Here is a 22226-nt window from a genome sequence, read left to right on the forward strand (position 1 = left end):
GGGCCGATCATGGCCGATACCGCCACCATCGCGCCCGCACCCGCCGCCGAGCCGCCCCTCGATCGCCGCCGCATGGTGGCCTTCGTCTGCATGGTGTTCGGGATGTTCATGGCCATCCTGGATATCCAGATCGTCTCGGCGTCGCTGGCTGAGATCCAGGCGGGGCTCTCGGCCTCGGGCGATGAGATTCCCTGGGTCCAGACCAGCTACCTCATCGCCGAGGTCATCGCGATTCCCCTGTCGGGCTTCCTGTCGCGAGTGATCTCGACCCGGTGGATGTTCGTGGTCTCGGCCGGCGGCTTCACCCTGATGAGCCTGATGTGCGCGACCTCGACCTCGATCAACGAGATGATCCTGTGGCGCGCGCTGCAAGGCTTCATCGGCGGCGGCATGATCCCCACCGTCTTCGCCTCGGCCTTCACGATCTTCCCGCCCTCCAAGCGTCCCATCGTGTCACCGATGATCGGCCTCGTGGCGACGCTCGCCCCCACCATAGGCCCGACGGTGGGCGGCTACCTCACCGATGCGTTCGACTGGCACTGGCTGTTTCTCATTAACGTGGTGCCGGGCATCGTCGTCACCGTCTCGACCTATCTGCTGGTCGATTTCGACGAGCCCAACCTCGACCTGTTCAAGCGCTTCGACTGGTTCGGCCTGGCCTTCATGGCCGCCTTCCTCGGCTGCCTCGAATACGTGCTCGAAGAGGGACCGAATCACGATTGGCTTCAGGACGAGGCGGTCTTCGCCTGCGCCATCATCTGCGTCGCCGGCGGTATCGCCTTCTTCTGGCGCGCGCTCACGGCGGCCGAGCCCATCGTCGACCTGCGCGCCTTCTCCGACCGCAACTTCGCGGCGGGCTGCATCTTCAGCTTCGTTCTCGGCATCGGGCTCTATGGCCTGACCTACCTCTACCCGGTCTATCTCGGGCGGGTGCGCGGCTACTCGGCTCTGCAGATCGGCGAGACGATGTTCGTCTCCGGTTTGTGCATGTTCGCCGCCGCGCCCATCGCCGGCCGGTTCTCGGGCAAGGTCGATCCGCGCATCCTGATGGGGATCGGCTTCACCGGCTTCGCCGCCGGCACCTGGATCGTCACCGGGCTGACCAAGGACTGGGACTTCTGGGAATTGCTGCTGCCCCAGGTCCTGCGCGGCTGCTCGCTGATGCTGTGCATGATCCCAATCAACAACATCGCGCTCGGCACGCTTCCGCCGGCGCGGATGAAGAACGCGTCCGGGCTCTACAACCTCACCCGCAACCTTGGAGGGGCGGTGGGCCTCGCCCTCATCAACACCGTGCTCAACGACCGCTGGGACCTGCATCTCGCCCGGCTGCACGAGCGCTTCACCTGGACGAACAATGCCGTGCTGGAACGGCTCGACATGACCCGCCGGCAGTTCGATGCGCTGGGCCTCGACGGCAACGCCATGGCCCTGAAGGCGATGATGAACACGGTGCGGATGCAGGGGCTGGTGATGGGCTTCACCGACGTCTTCCTGGTTCTGACCTTCCTGTTCCTCGCCATGGCCTGCGCGACCCCGTTGATCCGCCGGCCGCGTGCCGCCGCGCCAGCGGGAGGCGGGCATTGATGCGGTCGTCATCGCCCGGCCCTTAACCCTCCACCGAGGAAAGCGGGGACGGGAGAGCCGCATGCGACGATCTCACCGGCCCCGCCCGGTTTGCGTTCGCTCGTCCGCGATCCGATCTGCTATGGACGTGTATTGGCCCCTCGCGAGGCCTTGAGGATCGACGAATGGACTTTCTAGCTTCGATGGGGGGAACCGCCTCCGGCTTCTTCGGGTCGGTGATCCCCTTCGTCATCGTGCTCAGCATCGTGGTCTTCGTCCACGAGATGGGCCATTTCCTCGTCGGTCGCTGGTGCGGCGTCGGCGTTCACGCCTTCTCCATCGGCTTCGGTCCCGAGCTCTTCGGCTTCAACGACCGTCACGGCACACGCTGGAAGGTGTCGGCGATCCCGCTAGGCGGCTACGTCAAGTTCCATGGCGACGCCAATGGCGCCAGCGTGGCCGATCCCGCCGCCCTGGAGCGGATGACGCCCCAGGAGCGTGCGACGAGCTTTCCCACGCAGAGCCTCGGCAAGCGGGCCGCGATCGTGGCTGCCGGCCCCATCGCCAACTTCCTCCTCGCCATCGCGCTTTTCGCCGGGGCGATTTACTTCGTCGGCCGCTACGAGCTTCCGCCGCGCATCGATGGCGTGATGCCGGGCAGCGCCGCGGAGCGTGCCGGATTCCAGCCCGGCGACGTGGTCACGTCCATCGACGGGGCGAGTGTCACCAACTTTCTCGACATGCAACGCACCGTTTCCGGAAGCGCCGGCGCCAGCCTCGCCGTCACCGTGGATCGCGGCGGTGAGACCAAGACCCTGACCGCCGTCCCCGACGCGGTGGAGGAGCGGACCCCGTTCGGTAAGCACCGCCTCGGCCGCCTCGGCATCAAGGGGCCGAACGGTGCCGATGCCCAGGTTCGGCATTACGGCCTGTTCCAATCCCTCGGGCTCGGCGTGTCGGAGACCTATTTCGTCGTCGACCGCACGATGAACTACCTCGGCAAGCTGGTGACGGGCCGCGAATCCGCCGATCAGCTCTCCGGTCCGATCGGGATCGCGCGCGTCTCGGGCGAGGTCGCCAAGGTCGGTGGCGTCGGGGGGCTCATCGGCCTCGTGGCGCTTCTGTCCGTCTCGATCGGCCTGCTTAACCTTTTTCCGGTTCCCCTCCTCGATGGCGGGCACCTGTTGTTCTACGCGTTCGAGGCCGTTCGCGGCCGCCCGCTGAGCGAGAAGACCCAGGAGATCGGGTTCCGGATCGGGCTCGCACTGGTCCTGTTCCTCATGCTGTTCGCCGCCTGGAACGATATCCTGAACCTCGGTGCGTCCTGGTCCGGCCGGGGCTCCTGACCGGACGACGCCGTCTCGGCGGCCGCTCGGAGCAGGCCTCTCGCAAGGTTGTGGATTTCTCCACAACATATTGATTGCACTCGATATTCGAAAAGCCCGCCCGGTCACCGGAGCGGGCTTTTTGCTGCAAATTGACGATTGATTCACCTTATCGAGCGATGAACGGGAACCGTTAAGTGACCGGAAGGCCACGTCTCCCCAAAATCCCCCCTACAGCCCAGGTCCGAGCGTTTGCTTCGCTCGGGAAACTCGGTAGAAGCTGAGCTTGGGACCAGGTGACGGGACGGTCGGATAACGACCGCCTGTCTGCGGGTGCAAACCCGGACTGTTAATAAATAGAGACGGGCGATTACATGATGTCGATGACGGGGAAGCGCCGGCGTAAGTCGGCCGAACGGACCATCGTCCTAGTCGCTGCCGCGGCCGCAGGGCTGGTTCTGGGCGGCACGGCTCAGGCGCAGCAGATCGTCGTCCAGGGCAACAAGCGCGTCGATGCCGACACGATCCGGTCCTACGTGACCGGTACGGCTTCCGGATCTCCCGAAGAGGCCCGCCGCAACCTGCTGGCGAGCGGCATGTTCTCCGACGTTAAGGTCTCGCGCAGCGGCGCCGGGACGGTGGTGACGGTTCGCGAGAACAACCTGATCAACCGGGTTGTGTTCGAGGGGAACAAGAAGGTCGAGAAGGGGACGCTCGAAGCCGAGGTCGAGGCCAAGGCCCGCGGCGGTTTCAGCGAGGGCATCGTCCAGGCCGATCTTCAGCGCATCCGCGAAATCTACCGCCGCGCCGGCCGCGGCACCGCCAAGGTCAGCTTCCGCACCGTCGATCTGCCGAATGGCCGTATCGACCTGATCTACGTGATCGAGGAAGGCGACAAGACCGGCATCAAGGCGATCAACTTCGTCGGGAACAGCGCCTATTCCGAGAGCAAGCTGCGCGAGCTGATGAGCTCGTCGGAGATGAACTTCCTCTCGTTCATCAAGACGTCCGACGTCTATGATCCCGACCGGATCACCAACGATCTCGACCTCGTGCGCCGCTACTACCTGAAGAACGGCTATGCCGACTTCCGCGTGGTGAATGCCGATGCGCGCTACGTCGAAGGCGAAGGCGATGCCGGCTGGGTCATCACCGTGACGGTCGACGAGGGTCAGCAATATACCGTCGGCGCGGTGGCCATCGATTCGCGCCTGCCGGGTGTCGACACCCAGATCCTCGACGGCGAAGTCCGCGCCGCCGTGGGCGACGTCTACAATGCCGAGGATGTGGAGAAGACTCTCTCCGGCGTGACCAACCAGGTCGCCCGCCAGGGCTTCCCCTTCGCCCAGGTTCGCCCAACCGGCCAGCGCGACCGCGCCACCCACACCGTGGCGCTCGGCTTCGTCGTCGAAGACGGCCCCCGCGTCTATGTCGAGCGCATCAACATCCGCGGCAACACCCGTACCCGCGACTATGTGATCCGCCGCGAGCTCGATATCACCGAGGGCGACGCCTATAACCGCGTCCTGACCGATCGTGCCGAGCGTCGCCTCAACGGCCTTGGCTTCTTCAAGAAGGTCCGCTTCTCCAACGAGCCGGGCTCTTCCGCCGACCGCGTGATCATTAACATCGATGTCGAGGATCAGCCCACGGGTTCGTTCTCGGTGGCAGGCGGCTACTCCACCCAGGACGGCATCATCGGCGAAGTCTCGGTCTCCGAGTCGAACTTCCTCGGTCGTGGTCAGTACGTCCGTGTCGCCGGCACCGGCGGCCAGTACTCGCGCGGCGTCGATTTCTCGTTCACCGAGCCATACTTCCTCGGCTACCGTCTCGCCGCCGGTTTCGACGCCTTCTATAAGTACAGCGATCTGACCCGCTACTCGCGCTACGAGACCACCGTTTACGGCGGTCAGATCCGCGTCGGCCTGCCGATCACGGAAGAGTTCGGCGTCACGCTGCGCTACTCGCTCTACAACACCGAGTTGACGATCCCGAACAGCACCAAGCGGCCGTATAACGACTGTTCGAACCCGATCCCTGGCTATACCGCGCTGAACCCCGTTGGCACGATCGATCCCGTGTCCGGCCTCAACACGAGCGGCCTGCCGAGCTACCCGGCCTGTGCTCTAGACGGCGAGGCCTCGATCGCTCTCAAGGGATCGACCGGCAATACGCTCACCTCGCTCGCTGGCTTGACCTTGGCCTATTCGACGCTGGACAACCTCGCCCAGCCGCGGAACGGCCTCTATGCCGAGCTGAAACCCGAAATCGCCGGTCTTGGCGGTGACTCGAAGTTCTTCCGCGTGGCTGGCGACGTTCGCTACTACAAGGAATTCTACGAGGACGTGGTCGGCTTCGCCCGCTTCCAGGGCGGCCACATCTCGCCGCTCACCGACGAGAAGCTGCGCATCACCGATCAGTACTTCCTCGGCCCGTCGCTCGTTCGCGGCTTCGCGCCCAACGGTATCGGTCCGCGCGACGTCGGCAGCGCCGACTCCCGTTCGAACGCCGTCGGCGGTACGACCTACTTCGGCGGTACGCTCGAAGTTCAGTTCCCGATCTACGGTATTCCGCGTGATCTCGGTCTGAAGGGCGCCGTCTTCGCCGACGCCGGTACGCTGTTCGGCTACAACAGCCGCACGCAGTTCAACGTGAACGGCGACTCGATCATCAACGGAATCGCCCCCGGCGGGGCCTGCGCCTACACGGCGCTGGGTGCCGGAGCGATCACCGTCGAGCCGGAATGCCTGAACGTCCGCGACAAGATGACGATCCGCTCCTCGATCGGTGCGTCCATCCTGTGGAACTCGCCGCTCGGCCCGATCCGCTTCGATTACGCCTACGCCCTGACCAAGGACGAGGGCCAGAAGATCTACAATGCCGATGGCAGCTTCCTCGGCCGCGTGGGCAAGGATCAGCTCCAGGCCTTCCGCTTCTCCGGCGGTTCGCGCTTCTGAGCCAAGACGCACGGGCTTCATTCTCGAAGCCCGTGCGTTGTCGCATCATGTCTGATCCCATCTTCTTCGCATCCAGCACGGCCCTCAGCCTCGGTGACATCGCCGGGGCTGCAGGCATTTCGCTCCCCGAGGGAGCGGATTCTCAGCTGATGGTCAGCGGCGCGTCTCCTCTCGAGACTGCCGGCCCGAGCGACCTCGCCTATATGGACAATGCCCGTTACGGCGATGTCCTGGCCCAGACGAAGGCACTGGCGTGCCTCGTCTCGCCGCGCTTCGCGGCCAAGGTTCCCGCATCCACGGTGGCGCTCGTCACGCGTGATCCCTACCGGGTCTATGCCGGCCTGTTGGCGCGCTTCCATCCGGAGGCCATGCGGCCGCTTTCGCAATTCGCCACCGAGGGCGTGTCACCGGGCGCCCATGTCCATCCCAAGGCGCATCTCGAAGACGGCGTCATCGTCGATCCCGGCGCCGTGATCGGTCCCGGTGCCGAAATCGGTTCAGGGACCGTCATTGGACCGAACGCCGTCATCGGTCCGAATGTCCGCATCGGCCGCGACTGTTCCATTGGTGCGGGGGCGACCCTGGCCTATGCGCTGGTCGGCAACCGCGTGATCCTTCACCCGGGCGCGCGCCTCGGCCAGGACGGGTTCGGCTTCGCAATGGGGCCGGGCGGGCACCTCAAGGTTCCCCAGACCGGCCGCGTCATCGTGCAGGACGATGTCGAGATCGGTGCCAACACCACGATCGATCGCGGTGCCGGCCGCGACACCACGATCGGGGAGGGGACCAAGATCGATAACCTCGTCCAGATCGCCCATAACGTGGTCATCGGCCGCCACTGCGTCATCGTCTCCGGAGTCGGCATTTCCGGCTCGACCACGCTGGAGGATTACGTGGTCCTCGGCGGTCAGGTCGGCGTGGTCGGGCACCTCCGGATCGGCATGGGCTCGCAGATCGCCGGTTCCTCGAACGTCAATCGCGACGTCCCGCCCGGAAGCCGCTGGGGTGGTACGCCGGCAAAGCCCGTGCGTACTTGGTTCCGTGAGCTCACGGCCCTGGCCCGGCTCGCGGAGAAGTCCGGGCGCGACACGAGCGAGCCGCAGAAGGATTGAGAGAGATCCAAGACCGGTCGCATGGGATTACCGACCGGTCTCGGATCGCCGACGTCATCCCTCCGCAAGACTTCGCAACCGCAAGACTTGCATCGGATGGCGTTTATGCCGAAGACAACATTCCATTTTTCAGGGGATGAGGCGAGGCGTCAGGGGCGCCGGCGCGCCATGGGATTGTTCGATCGATGAGTGACATGCCGAAAGATCTGGGCTCGGCCGACATCCAGAAGATCCTGGAACTTCTGCCCCATCGCTATCCGTTCCTGATGATCGACCGGATCATCGAGATCGACGGGGACCGTTCCTGCATCGGCATCAAGAACGTGTCGTTCAACGAGCCGCAATTTACCGGGCATTTTCCCGGTCTGCCGGTCTTTCCGGGGGTTCTGCTGATCGAGGGCATGGCCCAGACCGCCGGCGCCATCTGCTGCCAGCACATCAAGACAGATGACATGCGGGCCAAGCAGGTCTTCTTCATGACCATCGACAAGTGCAAGTTCCGCAAGCCGGTCGTACCGGGCGACACGGTGCGGTATCATATGACGAAGATGAACCAGCGCCGGACCATGTGGTGGTTCCGGGGCGAGGCCCGCGTGGGCGACACCCTCGTGGCGGAAGCAGAGATCGGTGCCATGCTGGTGACGGAGTGAGCGACGTGGCTGAAATCCATCCGAGTTCCGTTGTCGAGGATGGAGCCACGATCGGCGAAGGTGTCCGCATCGGCCCCTTCTGTCATGTCGGACCGGATGTGGTCCTGGGTGAAGGCTGCGAACTCATCAGCCATGTCGTCGTGGCCGGGCGAACCGGCATCGGTGCCCGCACCAAGCTCTATCCCTTCGCCTCCATCGGACACCCGCCGCAGGATCTGAAATTTCGCGGCGAGGTGTCGACGCTGACCATCGGCGCCGATTGCCTGATCCGTGAAGGCGTCACCATGAATCCCGGGACCGCCGGAGGCGGGCTCGAGACGACCGTGGGCGACAAGTGTACCTTCCTCGCCAATTCCCATGTGGGCCACGATTGCCGTGTGGGCGATGGTGTCGTCTTCTCCAATAACGTCATGCTCGCGGGCCATTGCACCGTTGGTGACCACGCGATCCTCGGTGGCGGCGCCGCGGTGATTCAGTTCGCGCGGGTCGGTGCCCATGCTTTCGTCGGCGGTCTCTCCGGATTGGAGAACGATTGCATCCCCTACGGCATGGCGCTCGGCAATCGCGCGTATCTGTCTGGCCTCAACATCATCGGGCTGCAGCGCCGTGGTTTCGCGCGTGAGGACATCCATGCCTTGCGCCGGGCCTATCGCCTGCTCTTCGCCCAGGAGGGCACCTTGATGGAGCGCGTCGAGGACGTGGCGGCGGAGTTCGAGTCGCATCGTGCGGTGGCGGAGATCATCGCCTTCATCCGCGAGGGCGGTAAGCGCTCGATCTGCACCCCGCGTGAGAATTCGGGCTCGGCTTGACCGCCTCTCTCCAGCCGGTGTCCCTCCTCGATCCGCATCTGGAAGAGAGTCTGGTTCTGGTGGCGGGGGCCGGCCGGCTCCCCGAACTGGTGGCCGACTCTCTCGATCGGGCGGGGCGCTCGTTTCGGGTGCTGGCCATTCGCGGCTTTGCCGAACGTCCGATGCGCGCGCGAGCCGACGCCACGGTCGATCTCCTCGACATTGCCGGTGCGCTGGCCATCCTGAAGGCCTGGGGGCCGGCCTGCGTCATACCGGTGGGCGGAGTCTCACGCCCCAATCCGGCGGCGATCCTCAATGCCGCGGCGGCGTTGCGGAACCGCGAGGCGCTCAGAGCCATCTCGGGGGGAGGGGACGACCGGTTGCTACGGGGCGCACTCGTCCTCCTTGAGGATAACGGCCACCGCGTCGTCGGCATCCATGACGTGGCGCCGGACCTCCTGAGCCCGGAGGGGCAACTCGGCCGGCTCGCTCCTGACCTCGCGGCTCAGGCATCCATCGCGACCGGCTGCAATATTCTCGCGGCGCTGGCCGCCCATGATGTCGGCCAGGCCATCGTCGTGGCGGCGCAACGGGCGCTCGCGGTGGAGGGACCCGAGGGAACGGACCGGATGCTCGCCCGTGCGCGCGCCCTCGGCCGCAAGCCCTTCGGATTAGGCTCAGCCCAGCCGGGCACCGTGCTGGTCAAACTCGCCAAGACGGGCCAGGATCTGCGGGTCGACCTGCCGGCCATCGGTCCGCGCACGGTCAAGGCCGCCGCCGCGGCGGGCTGCGCCGGTATCGCCATTCAGGCCGGTTACACCCTCATCATCGACAGGAACGCCACGGTGGCCGAGGCCGACCGCGCGGGACTGTTCCTCATCGGTTTGCGGATCGAGGCATGAATCGCGGCATGACGACCACGCCGTCCAAACGAATTTGGCTCGTCGCCGGCGAGGATTCCGGCGATCAGCTCGGCGCCAAGCTGATGCGGGCGCTGTCGGACCTCTCCGATGGGCCTGTGGCGTTCGGTGGGGTCGGTGGCGAGGCCATGGCGGCGCAGGGCTTCGTCTCCCTGTTTCCCCTCGATGACGTAGCGGTGATGGGCTACCTGCCCGTGGCTGCGCGCCTGCGCACCCTCCTGCGCCGCATTCGGCAGACCGTGCGCGACATCGTCGAATCGCGTCCCGACATTCTCGTCATCATCGACAGTCCCGGTTTCACCCACGCCGTGGCCTCACGGGTGCGAAAGCGCCTGCCGAGCCTTCCCATCGTCGATTACGTCTCTCCCAGCGTCTGGGCTTGGAGACCCTGGCGCGCGGCGAAGATGCGGCCTTTCATCGACCACGTCCTTGCGCTCCTGCCCTTCGAGCCGGACGCGCATCGCAGGCTCGGCGGCCCGGACTGCACCTATGTCGGGCATCCGCTCATCGAGCGACTCGCTGAATTGCGCCCGAAAGCCGATGAGGCGGCGGCTCGGGAGGGGACGCCCCCGACCCTCGTGATCCTGCCCGGCTCGCGCCGTTCCGAAATCGAGCGGCTGATGCCGGTCTTCGGTGCCACCCTGGATCTGCTCGTCCAGCGCTACGGGCCGATCGATGCCGTGCTCCCGGCGGTCACGCGCCATCGTGCGATGATCGAGCGCCTGGCCCTGTCCTGGTCGCGGCCGGTGACCATCGTGCATGGGGAGGCGGCGAAATACGCGGCCTTCCGGCGATCTCGTGCCGCTCTGGCGGCTTCGGGCACGGTCACCCTCGAACTCGCTCTCGCCGGCGTGCCGATGGTGGTGGCCTATAAAGTTTCGCGGCTGGAGGAGGCGGTGGCACGGCGGCTCATCCAGGTGCCGACCATCGTGTTGCCGAATCTGATCCTCGGCGAGAATGCCATGCCCGAATTCATCCAGGCCGAATGCACCCCCGGCCGCTTGGGCGAGGCCATGCTCCCGCTTCTCAAGGGCGGAGAGGCGCGTGACGCGCAGGTGCGGTCGCTTCAGCGCATCGACGGGGCGATGCGGCTGGCGGGCGATGACGAACCGAGTCGCAAGGCAGCCAGGATCGTGTTGTCGATGGCGTGCCCGCCCGTCAGCGGATCGTCGTCGGCATAGCCGCTTTGGGTCGCCCGCTTCTCATCGCCTCGGAGGCTTGGACGGCGCTGGGCGGTAGGGCCCTCTCGTCCGCCTTGGGCGACGATGACAGGGAGGGCAGGTCGGGGCTTGTAGCGTTTCGTTCGCGTCCGAAAGCGTAGCCTGCATTCACGCCGGCATAGAAGCCAGTGAAATCCTCGGCCTTCGCCAAGCCGCTGAAAGCCAGTTGCAGGCACAAGCTCATCGTCAAGAAGACGGCACGCATCGCTGCTCTCAGCACCTGAAATGTCTCACCGGATCGACGGGCCGGATCCTGTCATCGGGTCGTTCCGACGATGCTGACGACGAAAAACGGCGACCCGAAGGCCGCCGTCATGTCTCTTCGATGATCTCGAAGGCCCCGCGAACGCGACCTTCTCGAGAGGCATCGACGTCGATCAGTAATCGGCGTTGATGCTCTGGGCCTCGCGGCCCTTCTGACCGTCGATCACGCTGAGGGTGACCTGCTGGCCTTCGGCGAGGGACTCGAGCCCAGCGCGCGACAGAGCCGAACGGTGCACGAACACGTCCTTGCCACCGTCATTCACGGAGACGAAGCCGAAGCCCTTGGCCGGATCGTACCACTTCACGGTGCCGCTCATTTCCACCGAGGGTCCGCTGGCGAAACGACCACCACCGCCGCCGGCTCCGCCACCGCCGCCGAAGCGATCGTTGCCGCCGCCGTAGCCGCCGCCACCGCCGCTGAAGCGGTCACCGCCGCCGAAACCACCGGCGCGGGGTGCAGGTGCACGACGCGGGGGCTCGGCTTCGGCCGTCGACGTGTCGACGCTGGTCACGTCCGTCACCTGCGGACCCTTCTGGCCCTGCGCGGTGTGGACGGTCAGGCGCGTGCCGGGGAGGAGGTCGGCATGGCCGGCGGCCTCGACAGCGCGGATGTGAAGGAACGCATCGCCCGAACCGTCAGCCAGTTCGACGAAGCCGAAGCCTTTCTCCTTGTTGAACCACTTGACCGTCGCGTCGCGCTCCGGCCCAGAGGGAGCGGCTGCCGCACGGGCCGGACCGCGATCGAAACCGCCGCCGCCACCGCCGTACCCACCGCCAAAGCCACCGCTCGGGGGTGCCTGATCCGGCCAGCGAGGCTCGGCACCACCCTCATCGAAGCCGCGCTTCTGCGGCCCCCTGAAATCACGACCACGTCCCATCGAAAGCTCGCAAAAACCGTCCGCCGACCATCTGTCATCGAATACCGGGTGCGCGCCGTCCCAGACGGGCGCTTCACCACACTATCATCACTCTCGGCAGCGGTGACCAAGAATAACGCCATAGTCCTGACTGAATCTGGGCTTCATCGCAAGATGCTTGTCGCCCCTCTCGGTAAGGTTCCTCTGATTTCCTGCGGCAGATTACGCAAGCAAGTCGGGGAGAGGTGCCCCGGCGCGCCGGCAGGGCAGTGCGTACAGAATCCCCAAATGTCATGCGGCTGAACGACTTCGCGTCTCGAATTTTTCTCGGTCGCGTTAGGAAAATGCAAATCGATGGCCGTTAAGATGCGCCGAGGCACCTGCGAAAACAGGTGGCCCGGAACCTCTGTCCGATGATCGCTACCCCATCATTTCCGGATCTTTCGGCCCTCGTCGTCGACGAGAGCCTCTATATCCGCCGAATCGTTCGCGACATGCTGATGCGCGTGGGGATCAAACGCGTCCTCGAAGCCCCCGATGGTGCGGAGGCGCTCGGCGTATTGGCGGAGAGCAAGCCGGACATCACGATCATCGATTGGGATCTGGCGATTCTGTCGGGCGAGGAGTTCATCCGGCTCGCGCGCACCCCCACCACCTCGCCGTCGCCCACCGTGCCGATCATCCTGATGCTGGCTCAGCCCCGCCGCAACGTCGTGGACCGCGCCATCTCCCTCGGGGTCAACGAGATCATCGCCAAGCCTTTCTCACCGAAGACCTTGTGGTCGCGTCTGGACGAAGTCATCAATCGGCCGAGACCGTTCTCCCAGGTGAAGAGCCTGCTGCGGCCTGTCCCCAGAATATCGGCTGCCGGCAAAGGTCTCTAAGCCGATCATAGATCGAGGCTTTGCACTGACGCCCAAGGCCTGTAGGCTTCCTATCGAATGATGGCCGGCCTATCCGGTGGGGCCACGATCGAGGATTCCGGCAAGGCCGATGAGGGAAGAGAGTGCCGCCATGACGCCGGCCCGCCCCATGGCCGGCACGACTTCACCGAATGCCGCCCCCGCCTTGCCGGATACGGGTCGTTCACCGGCGGCGGGATTTCGCCCCGGACGGCGTAACACCTATGCCGCCCTCGACCTGGGGACCAACAATTGCCGCCTGCTGATCGCCGAGCCTGCCTCCCACGGCTTTCGCGTGATCGACGCGTTTTCCCGGATCGTCCGCCTCGGTGAGGGGCTCGGGACGTCCGATCGTCTCAGCGATGCCGCCGTGGAGCGAACGCTGGAGGCTTTGCGGGTCTGCCGCGCCAAGATGGAATCGCGTGGCGTCGCCCGTGCCAAGATCATCGCCACCGAGGCGTGCCGGCTCGCCGTGAACGGGGCCGATTTCGTGGCGCGCGTACGGGACGAGGTGGGCCTCGACCTCGAAATCGTCGACCGGCAGACCGAGGCCTATCTTGCGGTCACCGGTTGTGCGGCCCTGGCCGATCCTTACTCCGAATCGGTCGTCATCTTCGATATCGGCGGCGGGTCCACGGAGATCGCCTGGCTCGATGGCGCGGCCACGAACCCGTCGGCGGACCCCACCTTGCGGATCCGTGCTTGGGATTCGCTTCCCGTCGGCGTCGTGACGCTGGCCGAGCGGCACGGTGCCGCCGACGTCACACGCCTGATGTTCGAGGGCATGGTGGAGGAGGTGGCCGACATGCTGTCGCGCTTCGCCATCCGCGCCGCACCCGCCGCGAATGCCCGGCATTTCCATCTTCTCGGCACCTCGGGAACGGTGACGACCCTTGCCGCCATGCATCTGCGCCTCGCGCGCTACGAGCGCCGCCGCGTCGATGGGCTGTGGATGAGCGATGGCGACGTGAGCGATGCCATCGACGATTTGCTCGACACCCGCCTGGACCAGCGGGCAGACAATCCCTGTATCGGCCGCGATCGCGCCGATCTCGTCCTTGCGGGTTGCGCCATTCTGGAAGCGATCCGCCGGGCATTCCCCTCCGAACGGCTTCGCATCGCCGACCGGGGGCTGCGCGAAGGTCTCTTGATGAACATGATGCGCGAAGACGGCGTCTGGCGCCGCGGAGGCTACCGTTGACCGACAGGCGTGGCGCGGGCGGCGGGTTGCGAGGCGATCTCAAGCAGCGGGTGAAGACGGGGCGCGGCCGCACTGCCTCTCAGAAGCGGTGGCTCGAACGGCAACTCAACGATCCCTACGTGGCGCGGGCCAAGCGCGAGGGATACCGTTCCCGCGCGGCCTTCAAGCTTCTCGAGATCGACGAACGCTTCAAGATCCTCAAGCCGAACCAGAAGATCATCGATCTGGGGGCCGCGCCCGGCGGCTGGTCCCAGGTCGCCGCCAAGATCGTCGGGCCGAGCGGGCGGATCGTCGGCATCGATCTGCTCGAGATCGAGCCGATGGTCGGCGTCGAGTTCATCACCCTTGACTTCCTCGATCCCGACGCCCCGAAGCGGCTGATCGATCTTCTCGGCGGGCAGGCCGATATCGTCATGTCCGACATGGCGGCCAACACGACCGGCCACAAGCAGACGGACCATTTGCGCATCATCGGCCTCGCCGAGACCGCCGCCGAATTCGCCCGCGAGGTGTTGGCGCCGGGCGGCACCTATCTCGCCAAGGTCTTCCAGGGCGGGACGGAGGGCACGCTCCTCGCCGACCTGAAACGCGACTTCACCTTGGTGCGCCACGTGAAGCCCTCGGCGAGCCGCGCCGATTCGAGCGAACTCTACGTGCTGGCTACCGGGTTTCGCGGAGCCGTCGCCGAAACTGCCGAGGGCGACGTCTGACAGCGGATGGCAAGGAGGTTGCTCATGGCCGTATGCCGGTGCGACCGCATGGCGGCGACCGTCCGCCTGACGCGCTGATATCAATCGGCTGTTGGGCTCAGCCCCGCTCAGTGTAAGCCGTCGCGATCAGAGTCCCGGCGGGATCAGGATCGGATAGCATCGCGCGCCGGCACCCGCCGCCAGAACCTCGACCGCGCCCACGGTGGAGGCGTCGCCTGCCACATGCACGACGTCGGTGGTCTTCAGGCCGGTGAGATGTGCGGTGAGGGGGCCCGGACGAACATCCGGGGGGCGCTGCCGCGTCCTGTCGGAGACGAGGGTGATCCGTGAGACTCCCGTGGCCCTGAGCCAGTCGAGCGACGGGCGCATGTAGAGGTCGAGGGGATCGCTGGCGCCGATCACCACCACGATCTCGCGGTTGGGCTCGATGTAGCGCGCCGCCCTGGCAATCGACCAGATCGGGGCGAAGCCCGTCTCCCGGCCCACCAGCAACAGTCGGCCGCCGCCGGGGCGATAATAGCCACGCCCGACCGGCCCCTTGATCTTGACCGGATGTCCGAGAAGGATTTCCTCGCCGAGGGCGTGAGTGACCGCGTTGCACGCATGTCCGAGGCGGAGGTGGAAGACGAGCTCGTTGAGCTCCGTCGTACCGTCGAGGCGCAGGGTCGGGCTCACGTCGATCGGTTCGAACCCTTCGAACGTGGCGGTCACTTGGTGACCGGGCTCGAGATCGAGTCGGCGCGTGATCGTGACGACGACCTCGATCACATGGGCGCCGAGCGGCGCGATCTGCGTGACCGTACCGACCCGACGCGCCTGCGCGGCCGGCTTCACTTCGGCGAAGACGAGGCTTTCGCCCGCCTTGGAGGGGCGGAGTGAAGAGAGCTTGACGGGTTCGGCCCGGTGCAGACGGGCCTGCGCCCGGCGCGGCGAAGGGTTGGAACCCTGCCCGAGAAGATGGGAACCGTGCAGACCGGTCGTGGGGGCGATGACGCCGTCGGCAAGGGCGGCTTCGAGCGGCGTATCGCCGGTCGAGACCCGTACGGCCTTGCCGTTGACGACAAGCGAGCAGCGCGCGCTCATGGTCGAGCCTCGGAGGATGAGAGAAGTCGAAAGGAGGCCGGCGTCGGGTGACGTGCGCCGGCCGATGGCGGAAACCTCAACGAGGTCCGTCGAGAAGCTTGTCCACGAGGGCGGCCCAGCGGTCGCGCACGGCACGGGCTTCCGGCGACAGCGGCTCCGGTCCGGCAAGGCGTTCGACGCTGGCGCGGATGCCGGCGTTCTCTTCCCGCTCGGCCCGCAGCACCGCCTTCATCACCAGGATCTCTGAACGCAGCCGCGCCAGATCGGTGTCGAGAGCGATCTCTTCGACCGCCTCCACTACCGGCTCGGCCGGCAAAGCCACCGGGGAGGCGTCCGCGCGCTTCGGGGTGGGGCCGGTGCGGATCGGCCGGGCCATCAGGCGCCTGACGATATCCGAGCCGAAATCCTCGCCGTGACCGAATTCGTTGCCTAATCGCAATGCCGCTTCGGCCATCACGCCCGCCTCCTGACGAACGGCAGGTCATGCCGCGCCGTTCGATCCATCTCGATCATGACGATGCGCGATCATGGTTAAGGGACGTTTAATTCAACCGTGACGGTTTGGCGATCAGGCCGCTTCAGGCGCCGCGCCGACCAATTGGCGGGCCTGAAGCATCGACATCGGATCGCCGAATGCCGTCCCCTGGGCGTATTCGCAACCGAACTCGGCCAGGGTCTGCGCGTCGGATTCGTTCTCCGCCCCATCAGCGATGATGGCGAGGCCGAGTTCCTGTGCCATCTTCACGATGGAGCGCAGCATGACCGATTGCCCGCCCGCCATCTGGCGCACGAATGTCGGGTCGATCTTGATCGTGTCGAACGGGAATCGCTGGAGATAGGACAGGGCCGAGTAACCGGTGCCGAAATCGTCCAGCGACAGGCCGGCGCCGAGTTCGTGAATGCGGCTCAGCATCTGAGCCGCATATTCCGGGTTCTCCATCACCAGACCCTCGCCGAATTCGAGCTTGAGCGAACCGGGAAGGACGCCCGACCGGGCCATGATCGTCTTCACGTCATGAAGCAGGTCGTGTCGGAGGATCTGCCGCGAGGATACGTTCACGCAGGCGAAGATCGGGGGATCGACATCGAGCGATCGCTGCCAGGCCGCGAGTTCGAGGGCGGTGCGCTCCAACGCGAAGATGCCCAGCGTGACGACGAAGCCGCTCTCCTCCGCGATCGGCATGAAGGTGGAAGACGGGATGCGGCCGAGCTTGGCGTGATCCCAGCGCAGGACCGTCTCGAAACCCGCCACCGTGCGGTCCTCGAGGCGGACGACGGGCTGGAACAGCACCTTCATTTCGTTGCGCTCGATCGCCCGCTGCAGGTCGGCTTCGAGCATCAGCCGGTCGCTGCGCTCGTTGCGCATGGAGGCACGGAACACTTCGGTGCGGTCGCCGCCGTTGCGCTTGGCCTGGATCATGGCGATCTCGGCGTTCTTGAACACGTCTTCGCGTTTGAGGGCGGTGCCGACCTCATGCAGGACGATCCCTACCGAGACCGTGAGGAAGATCTCGCGGTCGGCATAGGTGATGGGCGTGGCGATCGCCCGGCGGATCATGTCCGTGAAGGCGATGATGCGGTCGGGCTCCCGCTCCGACAGCAGGATCAGTCCGAACTCGTCCCCGGCGATGCGGGCCAAGGTATCCTGAGGGCGCAGCAGCCGGCCGAGACGGCGCGACAGGGTGAGCAGGATCGAATCGCCAGCCGAGAGGCCGATAGCATCGTTGATCGCCTTGAACCGGTCGACGTCGAGGAGGATCGTCGTCGGCTTTAGGCGCGCATCCTGACTCGCGAAGGCGAGGGCGGCGTCGAGGCGGTCATTGAACAATTCGCGGTTGGGCAGGCCGGTGAGGCTGTCATGGATCGCGTCGTAGAGCAGGCGCTCCTCGGCCGTCTTCACTTCGGTAACGTCCGAGATGGTGCCGACGATGCGAATGACTTCGCCGTCCGGCCCGATCACCGGCCGGGCCTTCAGCCGGTACCAGACATAGAGGCCTTCCGTGGAGCGGAGGCGGAAATCGTGAACGATGCGACCGCGCCGCTCTTCGATCACCGTGTCCAGCGCCGTCGAATAGCGGTCCACGTCGAAGGGATGGACAAGGCCGAGCCAGTTCGAGGCCGGGCCTTCCAGGGTGCCGCGCTTCAGGCCGAGCTGGCTCTCGATCTCCTGGCCGGCGAAGACCCGGTCTCCCGGGACATCCCAATCGAACACCACATCGCCGGCGCCCGTCAGGGCCAAAGCGCGGCGCTCTGTGTCGGAGACCAGGGAATGGGTCATCCCGCCCCCGGTGAAGGCGTGCTGCATCACCGTGAAGCCAATGAGCATGACGATCAGGACGAGACCGCCGATCAGGGCCGGTTGGACGAGGTCGCTGCCGATCTGTCCGGTGATGGCGAAGCCCGCAGCCACGACCCAGACGAGAAGGAGGAACCAGGTCGGTACGAGAAGGATCGCGCGGTCGTAGCCGTTATGAATGGCCAGATAGACGATCAGCAGCAGGCCGACGCCGGCGACGGCGGCGATGGAGATGCGGGCAACGCCGGCCGCGACCGGCGGATCGAAGACCGCAAGGCCGACGAGGCCGGCGAGAAAGGCGAGCCAGAAGAACGCCACGTGGCCGTAGCGTACATGCCAGCGGCTGAGGTTGAGATAGGCGAACAGGAAAACGAGGAGCGTCGCGCCGAGCACGGCCTCGGCGGATGCGCGATAGACCCGCTCGGCCACCTCGGTGACGGGAAAGACCCGCTGCAGAAAGCCAAAGTCGATACAGGCATAGGCGAGAACGGCCCAGGCCAAAGCCGCGGCCGCCGGAAAGATGATCGCACCCTTCACCACGAAGATGATCGTGAGGAACAGGGCGAGAAGGCCGGCAATACCGATGATGATGCCCTTGTAGAGCGTCAGGCCGGTGGATTTCTTGCGGTAGGCTTCCTGGTCCCAGAGATAGACCTGCGGCACGTTCGGCCCATGCAGCTCGGCCACGAAGGTCACGGTCGCGCCGGGATCGAGGGTAATGACGAACTGGTCGGCTTCCGGGTTCTCGTCGCGTTCGGGCCGGATGCCCTGGCTCGCCGTGATCGCCGCGATGCGCGAGCCTCCCAGATCCGGCCAGATCACCCCCGACCCGACGAGGCGGAAATGCGGGGCCACGAGAACCCGGTCGATCTGCTCGTCGGTGTCATTGGTGAGCGCGAACACCATCCAGTCCGGTCGTGCGCCGCTATCGCGAGCCTTCACCACGATGCGGCGGACGATGCCGTCCTTGCCGGGAGCGGTGGAGATCTGGATCAGGTCGCCATCGGAGCGGTAGCGCTCGATCATCGGCGTCAGGTCGATGGCCGGGGCGTCGAGGGTCACCCGCACGGCTTCCACGGCCGAAGCCGGCGCTCCCGTTGCCAGGATGCCGATCAGCAGGGAGACGAAAACGTTGAGGACGTAGAGGGATCTGCGCAACGGGCGAGTGTTCCGGCCGGGCGGGCACTGATGAGGAATACGGCTCAGCTTGTAGCCCAGTCGTACCGGCGGGGGGGTCCACGGACAAGGCGAGCGGTCTGCCTCGCATTGCGGCACCCACTGCTTCTTGGCGTAGCGCCGAGGAGGATGGGATCGCGCTCCTTTGCGGCCAAAACAAGCCGGTAACGCTTCACGATGGTGGAGCTTCACCGCCTAAATGCTGCGCGCGGCGGCATTGACGGGGCAGGACCCATTCAGACCAGGAACTTTCCGTTTTCCTGGTCCCGGTCCGGCGCATCCGCGCCGAACCGGGAACGCTGCTCAGCTTGCCTGAAGCACGCCCCTCATCTTCTCCAGGGAAGGAAGCTTCTTGATCGGCCCGATCGCCGCCAGCGTCGGAGCGCCCGAGAGCAGACGCAGACCCGCCGCCCTCACATCGTCCACGGTGACGGCATCGATCTTGGCGATTACCTCCGGCGGCGGGATCACCCGGCCCCAGGCCAGCATCTGGCGGGCATTGCGTTCGATCCGACCGCCGGGAGTCTCCAGGGCCGACAGCAAAGCCACCTTAACCTGTGCCTTGGCGCGGGCGACCTCGACCGAATCCGCGTCACGCGCCGCCTTCGCCGTGGCGGCCAGGGTCACGTCGACGAGTTCGGCGAGATCTGAGCCCGACGTTCCAGCACCGATACCGAACAGGCCGCAATCGACGAAGGACCAGTGGAACGCCTGGATCTCGTAGGCCAGGCCGCGGGTCTCGCGCACCTCGTGCCACAGCCGCGAGGTGAGACCGCCGCCGAGCACCTGCGCGAACATGTGAAGTGCGTAATAGCCTTCGTCGCGGAAGGAGAGGCCGGGGAGGCCCAGCACGAGATTGGCCTGTTCCAGCTTTTTCTGGATCCGCTTCTCCCCACCCACATAGGTGCCGGGGACCATTTCCGGGGCGACCGTCGCCGGCATCCCGCCGAAATGGTGCTCGGCCGCCTCGACGATGGCCTCGTGGGAGATGGCGCCCGCTGCGGCCACGACGATGCGGTCCGGGGTGTATTCGCGGGCGAGATAGGCGTCGATGGCATCGCGGTCGAAGCTCGCGATGGTCTGCGGCGTGCCGATGATCGGACGGCCGATCGGCTGATCCGGGAAAGCCGCCGCGGTGAAGGCCTCGTAGACCACGTCGTCCGGCGTATCCTCGATGGCGGCGTATTCCTGAAGGATCACCCCCTTCTCGCGGGCGAGCTCGCCCGCGTCGAAGACCGATCGCGTGAGGATGTCGCCGATCACGTCGAGGGCGACGCCGGCATCCTCGCCGAGCACGCGCGCGGTGTAGCTGGTTCCTTCAGCGCTGGTGGCGGCATTGATGTCGCCACCGACATTCTCGATGTCCTCGGCGATCCGGCGGGCGGAGCGGGTCTCGGTTCCCTTGAACGCCATATGCTCGATGAGATGGCTGAGGCCGCCCTCATCGGCCCGCTCGTGGCGCGATCCGGCGCCCACCCAAACTCCCAGTGTCGCGGTCGCGACACCCGGCATGGTCTCCGTGGTGACGGTGATGCCGTTGGAGAGGCGGGATACTTTCAGGCCGGGAGAGGCGCCATGGGTCGCGAAATGCTGGTTCATGCTGTCTCAGTTCCCGGCCGTGATGCGTGAATGTGTGCGGATGAAGGCTTCCACCGCCGCCTGGTCGTTGGCGACGCGGTCGAAGCGCTCCTTCCGATCCAGCAGGTCGGCGAGATGCGGCGGCAGCACGGGGCGAAGGCCGCCCGTCGCCTGGGAGACCGCATCCGGAAACTTGGCCGGATGAGCGGTGGCCAGGGCGACGACCGGCGTCTTCGCATCCTTCTCGAGAAGGCGGCGGCCGGCATGAACGCCGATGGCGGTGTGCGGGTCGATGACCATGCCGATCTCCCGATGCACCCGTGCGATCTCGGCGATGACGGCCTCTTCGGGGACCGAGGCCGCGTCGAACTCGTCGCGGACGGCTTTGAGTACCGTCTCGTCGAGATGGAAACCGCCCGATTGCTTCAATCCCGCCATCAGCCGCGACAGGCTCGACGCATCGCGGCCCAGGGCCTCGAACAGAAGCCGCTCGAAATTCGACGAGATCTGGATGTCCATGGAGGGCGAGGTGGTCGGCTGAACACCGCGAACTTCGTAGGCACCGTGTTCCAGGGTGCGGGCCAGGATATCGTTGGCGTTGGTGCCGATCATCAGGCGCTCGATGGGAAGGCCCATGCGCTTGGCGACCCACCCGGCGAGGATATCGCCGAAATTGCCTGTCGGCACCGCGAAGGAGACCGGGCGGTGCGGTGCGCCCAGGGCCACGGCGCTCGTGAAGTAATAGACCGCCTGCGCGGCGACTCGCGCCCAGTTGATCGAGTTGACGCCGGAGAGCCTCAGCTCGTCGGCGAAATTCGCGTGCTGGAACAACGCTTTGACGATGTTCTGGCAATCGTCGAAGTTGCCGTCGATGGCGATGGCGTGGACATTGTCCGCCCCCACCGAGGTCATCTGGCGACGCTGCACCTCGGAGACGCGGCCATAGGGAAACAGGATGAAGATATCGACCTGATCGAGCCCGCGGAAAGCCTCGACGGCGGCGCTGCCGGTATCGCCAGAGGTGGCGCCGACGATGGTGGCGCGCGAGCCGCGGGACCGCAGGACATGGTCCATCAGCCGGCCGAGAAGCTGCATCGCCACGTCCTTGAACGCCAGCGTCGGACCGTGGAAGAGCTCCAGCAGAAACAGGTTGTCGTCGAGCTGCACCAGCGGGCACACCGCCGGGTGGCGGAACGTGGCGTAGGATTCCTCGATCATCCGGTCGAGATCGGCATCCGCGATCTCGCCGTCGATCAGCGGTCGCAGGACGAGCTTGGCCGCATCGGCATAACGCTGTCCCGCCAGTCCGGCGATCGCGTCATGGGAAATCTGCGGCCAGCTCTCGGGCAGGTACAAACCGCCATCGCGGGCGAGACCGGCGAGGAGAGCATCGGAAAAGCTGAGGGGCGCCGCGGCGCCGCGGGTCGAAACGTGTAGCAAAGGGGCCTCCGGGAAGGGCGCCGGTCTACACGATGTGGGTCGGTCTGTCGAAAGCGGGAAATTGCCGCCTGCGCGAAGAAAGTCTGCCGGCCCGCGACGGGGACGCCGAGGGACGGGATCGATCGGCGCGTCCGAACCTCATCCAGAAACCGCTCGACCCGCGCCTTCGTTCGGCGCCGAG

At 65.9% G+C, this 22226-nt stretch carries 18 protein-coding genes; 11 read left to right on the forward strand and 7 right to left on the reverse strand.

What is annotated here, in order from left to right; translation table 11 throughout:
• Nucleotides 1-9: 9 nt before the first annotated feature.
• From IPV08_RS08435 to lpxB, 8 genes are all read left to right on the forward strand, one after another.
• Complete coding sequence (locus tag IPV08_RS08435; RefSeq protein WP_207411512.1) at nt 10-1587, forward strand: DHA2 family efflux MFS transporter permease subunit; 1578 nt, start codon at nt 10-12, stop codon at nt 1585-1587.
• A 164-nt stretch (nt 1588-1751) separates the two neighbouring features.
• Nucleotides 1752-2912 carry an RIP metalloprotease RseP gene (gene rseP / locus IPV08_RS08440; protein ID WP_207411513.1) on the forward strand — a complete coding sequence of 387 codons (1161 nt, stop codon included), beginning with the start codon at nt 1752-1754 and terminating at the stop codon, nt 2910-2912.
• Nucleotides 2913-3265: 353 nt separating this feature from the next.
• Nucleotides 3266-5848, forward strand: coding sequence for an outer membrane protein assembly factor BamA (gene bamA, locus IPV08_RS08445; RefSeq protein ID WP_207411514.1), 2583 nt, complete (start codon nt 3266-3268; stop codon nt 5846-5848).
• 47 nt (nt 5849-5895) lie between these two features.
• Nucleotides 5896-6960, forward strand: coding sequence for a UDP-3-O-(3-hydroxymyristoyl)glucosamine N-acyltransferase (gene lpxD, locus IPV08_RS08450; protein ID WP_207411515.1), 1065 nt, complete (start codon nt 5896-5898; stop codon nt 6958-6960).
• A 185-nt stretch (nt 6961-7145) separates the two neighbouring features.
• Nucleotides 7146-7610, forward strand: a complete 465-nt coding sequence (gene fabZ, locus IPV08_RS08455) for a 3-hydroxyacyl-ACP dehydratase FabZ (protein ID WP_056431484.1) — start codon at nt 7146-7148, stop codon at nt 7608-7610.
• Between the two features lie 5 nt (nt 7611-7615).
• Complete coding sequence (lpxA, locus tag IPV08_RS08460; protein WP_056431615.1) at nt 7616-8419, forward strand: acyl-ACP--UDP-N-acetylglucosamine O-acyltransferase; 804 nt, start codon at nt 7616-7618, stop codon at nt 8417-8419.
• Complete coding sequence (lpxI, locus tag IPV08_RS08465) at nt 8416-9300, forward strand: UDP-2,3-diacylglucosamine diphosphatase LpxI (protein WP_210348303.1); 885 nt, start codon at nt 8416-8418, stop codon at nt 9298-9300. Before lpxA ends, lpxI begins: the two co-directional genes overlap by 4 nt.
• Before the next feature lie 8 nt (nt 9301-9308).
• Nucleotides 9309-10499 (forward strand): lipid-A-disaccharide synthase, encoded by a 1191-nt coding sequence (lpxB, locus tag IPV08_RS08470; RefSeq protein ID WP_207411516.1) that lies wholly within the window; start codon nt 9309-9311, stop codon nt 10497-10499.
• Here the strand turns inward: lpxB and IPV08_RS08475 are convergent.
• Together IPV08_RS08475 and IPV08_RS08480 are read right to left on the reverse strand one after the other, a co-directional pair.
• Nucleotides 10477-10743 (reverse strand): hypothetical protein, encoded by a 267-nt coding sequence (locus IPV08_RS08475; RefSeq protein ID WP_207411517.1) that lies wholly within the window; start codon nt 10741-10743, stop codon nt 10477-10479. The genes lpxB and IPV08_RS08475 overlap by 23 nt on opposite strands.
• A gap of 172 nt (nt 10744-10915) precedes the next feature.
• Nucleotides 10916-11680: a cold-shock protein gene (locus IPV08_RS08480; protein WP_056431479.1), complete on the reverse strand. Its 765-nt coding sequence runs from the start codon at nt 11678-11680 to the stop codon at nt 10916-10918.
• Nucleotides 11681-12072: 392 nt separating this feature from the next.
• Between IPV08_RS08480 and IPV08_RS08485 the strand changes: the two genes are divergently transcribed.
• The 3 genes from IPV08_RS08485 (at nt 12073) to IPV08_RS08495 (ending at nt 14472) form a co-directional block, all read left to right on the forward strand.
• Nucleotides 12073-12543, forward strand: coding sequence for a response regulator (locus IPV08_RS08485; protein WP_207411518.1), 471 nt, complete (start codon nt 12073-12075; stop codon nt 12541-12543).
• 109 nt (nt 12544-12652) lie between these two features.
• On the forward strand, nt 12653-13762 hold the full coding sequence (locus IPV08_RS08490; protein ID WP_207411519.1) for a Ppx/GppA phosphatase family protein: 1110 nt from the start codon (nt 12653-12655) through the stop codon (nt 13760-13762).
• Nucleotides 13759-14472 (forward strand): RlmE family RNA methyltransferase, encoded by a 714-nt coding sequence (locus IPV08_RS08495; protein WP_207411520.1) that lies wholly within the window; start codon nt 13759-13761, stop codon nt 14470-14472. The genes IPV08_RS08490 and IPV08_RS08495 overlap by 4 nt, the downstream gene beginning before the upstream one ends.
• Before the next feature lie 126 nt (nt 14473-14598).
• Here the strand turns inward: IPV08_RS08495 and IPV08_RS08500 are convergent, their stop codons facing one another.
• From IPV08_RS08500 to thrC, 5 genes are all read right to left on the reverse strand, one after another.
• A complete protein-coding gene (locus IPV08_RS08500) occupies nt 14599-15555 on the reverse strand; it encodes a ferredoxin--NAD(+) reductase (RefSeq protein ID WP_207411521.1) in 957 nt (318 codons plus the stop codon).
• 76 nt (nt 15556-15631) lie between these two features.
• Entirely contained in the window at nt 15632-16009 is a 378-nt protein-coding gene (locus IPV08_RS08505; RefSeq protein WP_207411522.1) for a hypothetical protein, read from the reverse strand.
• A 114-nt stretch (nt 16010-16123) separates the two neighbouring features.
• Nucleotides 16124-19009, reverse strand: a complete 2886-nt coding sequence (locus IPV08_RS08510) for an EAL domain-containing protein (RefSeq protein WP_056431459.1) — start codon at nt 19007-19009, stop codon at nt 16124-16126.
• A gap of 321 nt (nt 19010-19330) precedes the next feature.
• The gene (locus IPV08_RS08515; protein WP_207411523.1) at nt 19331-20626 is read right to left on the reverse strand and encodes a pitrilysin family protein; all 1296 of its coding nucleotides are present in this window, start codon (nt 20624-20626) and stop codon (nt 19331-19333) included.
• Between the two features lie 6 nt (nt 20627-20632).
• Complete coding sequence (gene thrC / locus IPV08_RS08520) at nt 20633-22045, reverse strand: threonine synthase (protein WP_207411524.1); 1413 nt, start codon at nt 22043-22045, stop codon at nt 20633-20635.
• Between the last annotated feature and the right edge of the window lie 181 nt (nt 22046-22226).

Origin of the sequence: Methylobacterium sp. SD274 (assembly GCF_017355285.1) — a bacterium.
Classification (GTDB): Bacteria; Pseudomonadota; Alphaproteobacteria; order Rhizobiales; family Beijerinckiaceae; genus Methylobacterium.

What these genes read in the sequence shown, in the direction of transcription:
- IPV08_RS08480 (WP_056431479.1), bottom strand. Translation starts at nt 11,680, where the DNA reads ATGGGACGTGGTCGTGATTTCAGGGGGCCGCAGAAGCGCGGCTTCGAT.
- IPV08_RS08505 (WP_207411522.1), bottom strand. Translation starts at nt 16,009, where the DNA reads ATGGCCGAAGCGGCATTGCGATTAGGCAACGAATTCGGTCACGGCGAG.
- IPV08_RS08485 (WP_207411518.1), top strand. Translation starts at nt 12,073, where the DNA reads ATGATCGCTACCCCATCATTTCCGGATCTTTCGGCCCTCGTCGTCGAC.
- lpxD (WP_207411515.1), top strand. Translation starts at nt 5,896, where the DNA reads ATGTCTGATCCCATCTTCTTCGCATCCAGCACGGCCCTCAGCCTCGGT.
- IPV08_RS08490 (WP_207411519.1), top strand. Translation starts at nt 12,653, where the DNA reads ATGAGGGAAGAGAGTGCCGCCATGACGCCGGCCCGCCCCATGGCCGGC.
- bamA (WP_207411514.1), top strand. Translation starts at nt 3,266, where the DNA reads ATGATGTCGATGACGGGGAAGCGCCGGCGTAAGTCGGCCGAACGGACC.
- IPV08_RS08515 (WP_207411523.1), bottom strand. Translation starts at nt 20,626, where the DNA reads ATGAACCAGCATTTCGCGACCCATGGCGCCTCTCCCGGCCTGAAAGTA.
- IPV08_RS08475 (WP_207411517.1), bottom strand. Translation starts at nt 10,743, where the DNA reads ATGCGTGCCGTCTTCTTGACGATGAGCTTGTGCCTGCAACTGGCTTTC.
- lpxB (WP_207411516.1), top strand. Translation starts at nt 9,309, where the DNA reads ATGACGACCACGCCGTCCAAACGAATTTGGCTCGTCGCCGGCGAGGAT.
- rseP (WP_207411513.1), top strand. Translation starts at nt 1,752, where the DNA reads ATGGACTTTCTAGCTTCGATGGGGGGAACCGCCTCCGGCTTCTTCGGG.
- fabZ (WP_056431484.1), top strand. Translation starts at nt 7,146, where the DNA reads ATGAGTGACATGCCGAAAGATCTGGGCTCGGCCGACATCCAGAAGATC.
- IPV08_RS08500 (WP_207411521.1), bottom strand. Translation starts at nt 15,555, where the DNA reads ATGAGCGCGCGCTGCTCGCTTGTCGTCAACGGCAAGGCCGTACGGGTC.
- IPV08_RS08435 (WP_207411512.1), top strand. Translation starts at nt 10, where the DNA reads ATGGCCGATACCGCCACCATCGCGCCCGCACCCGCCGCCGAGCCGCCC.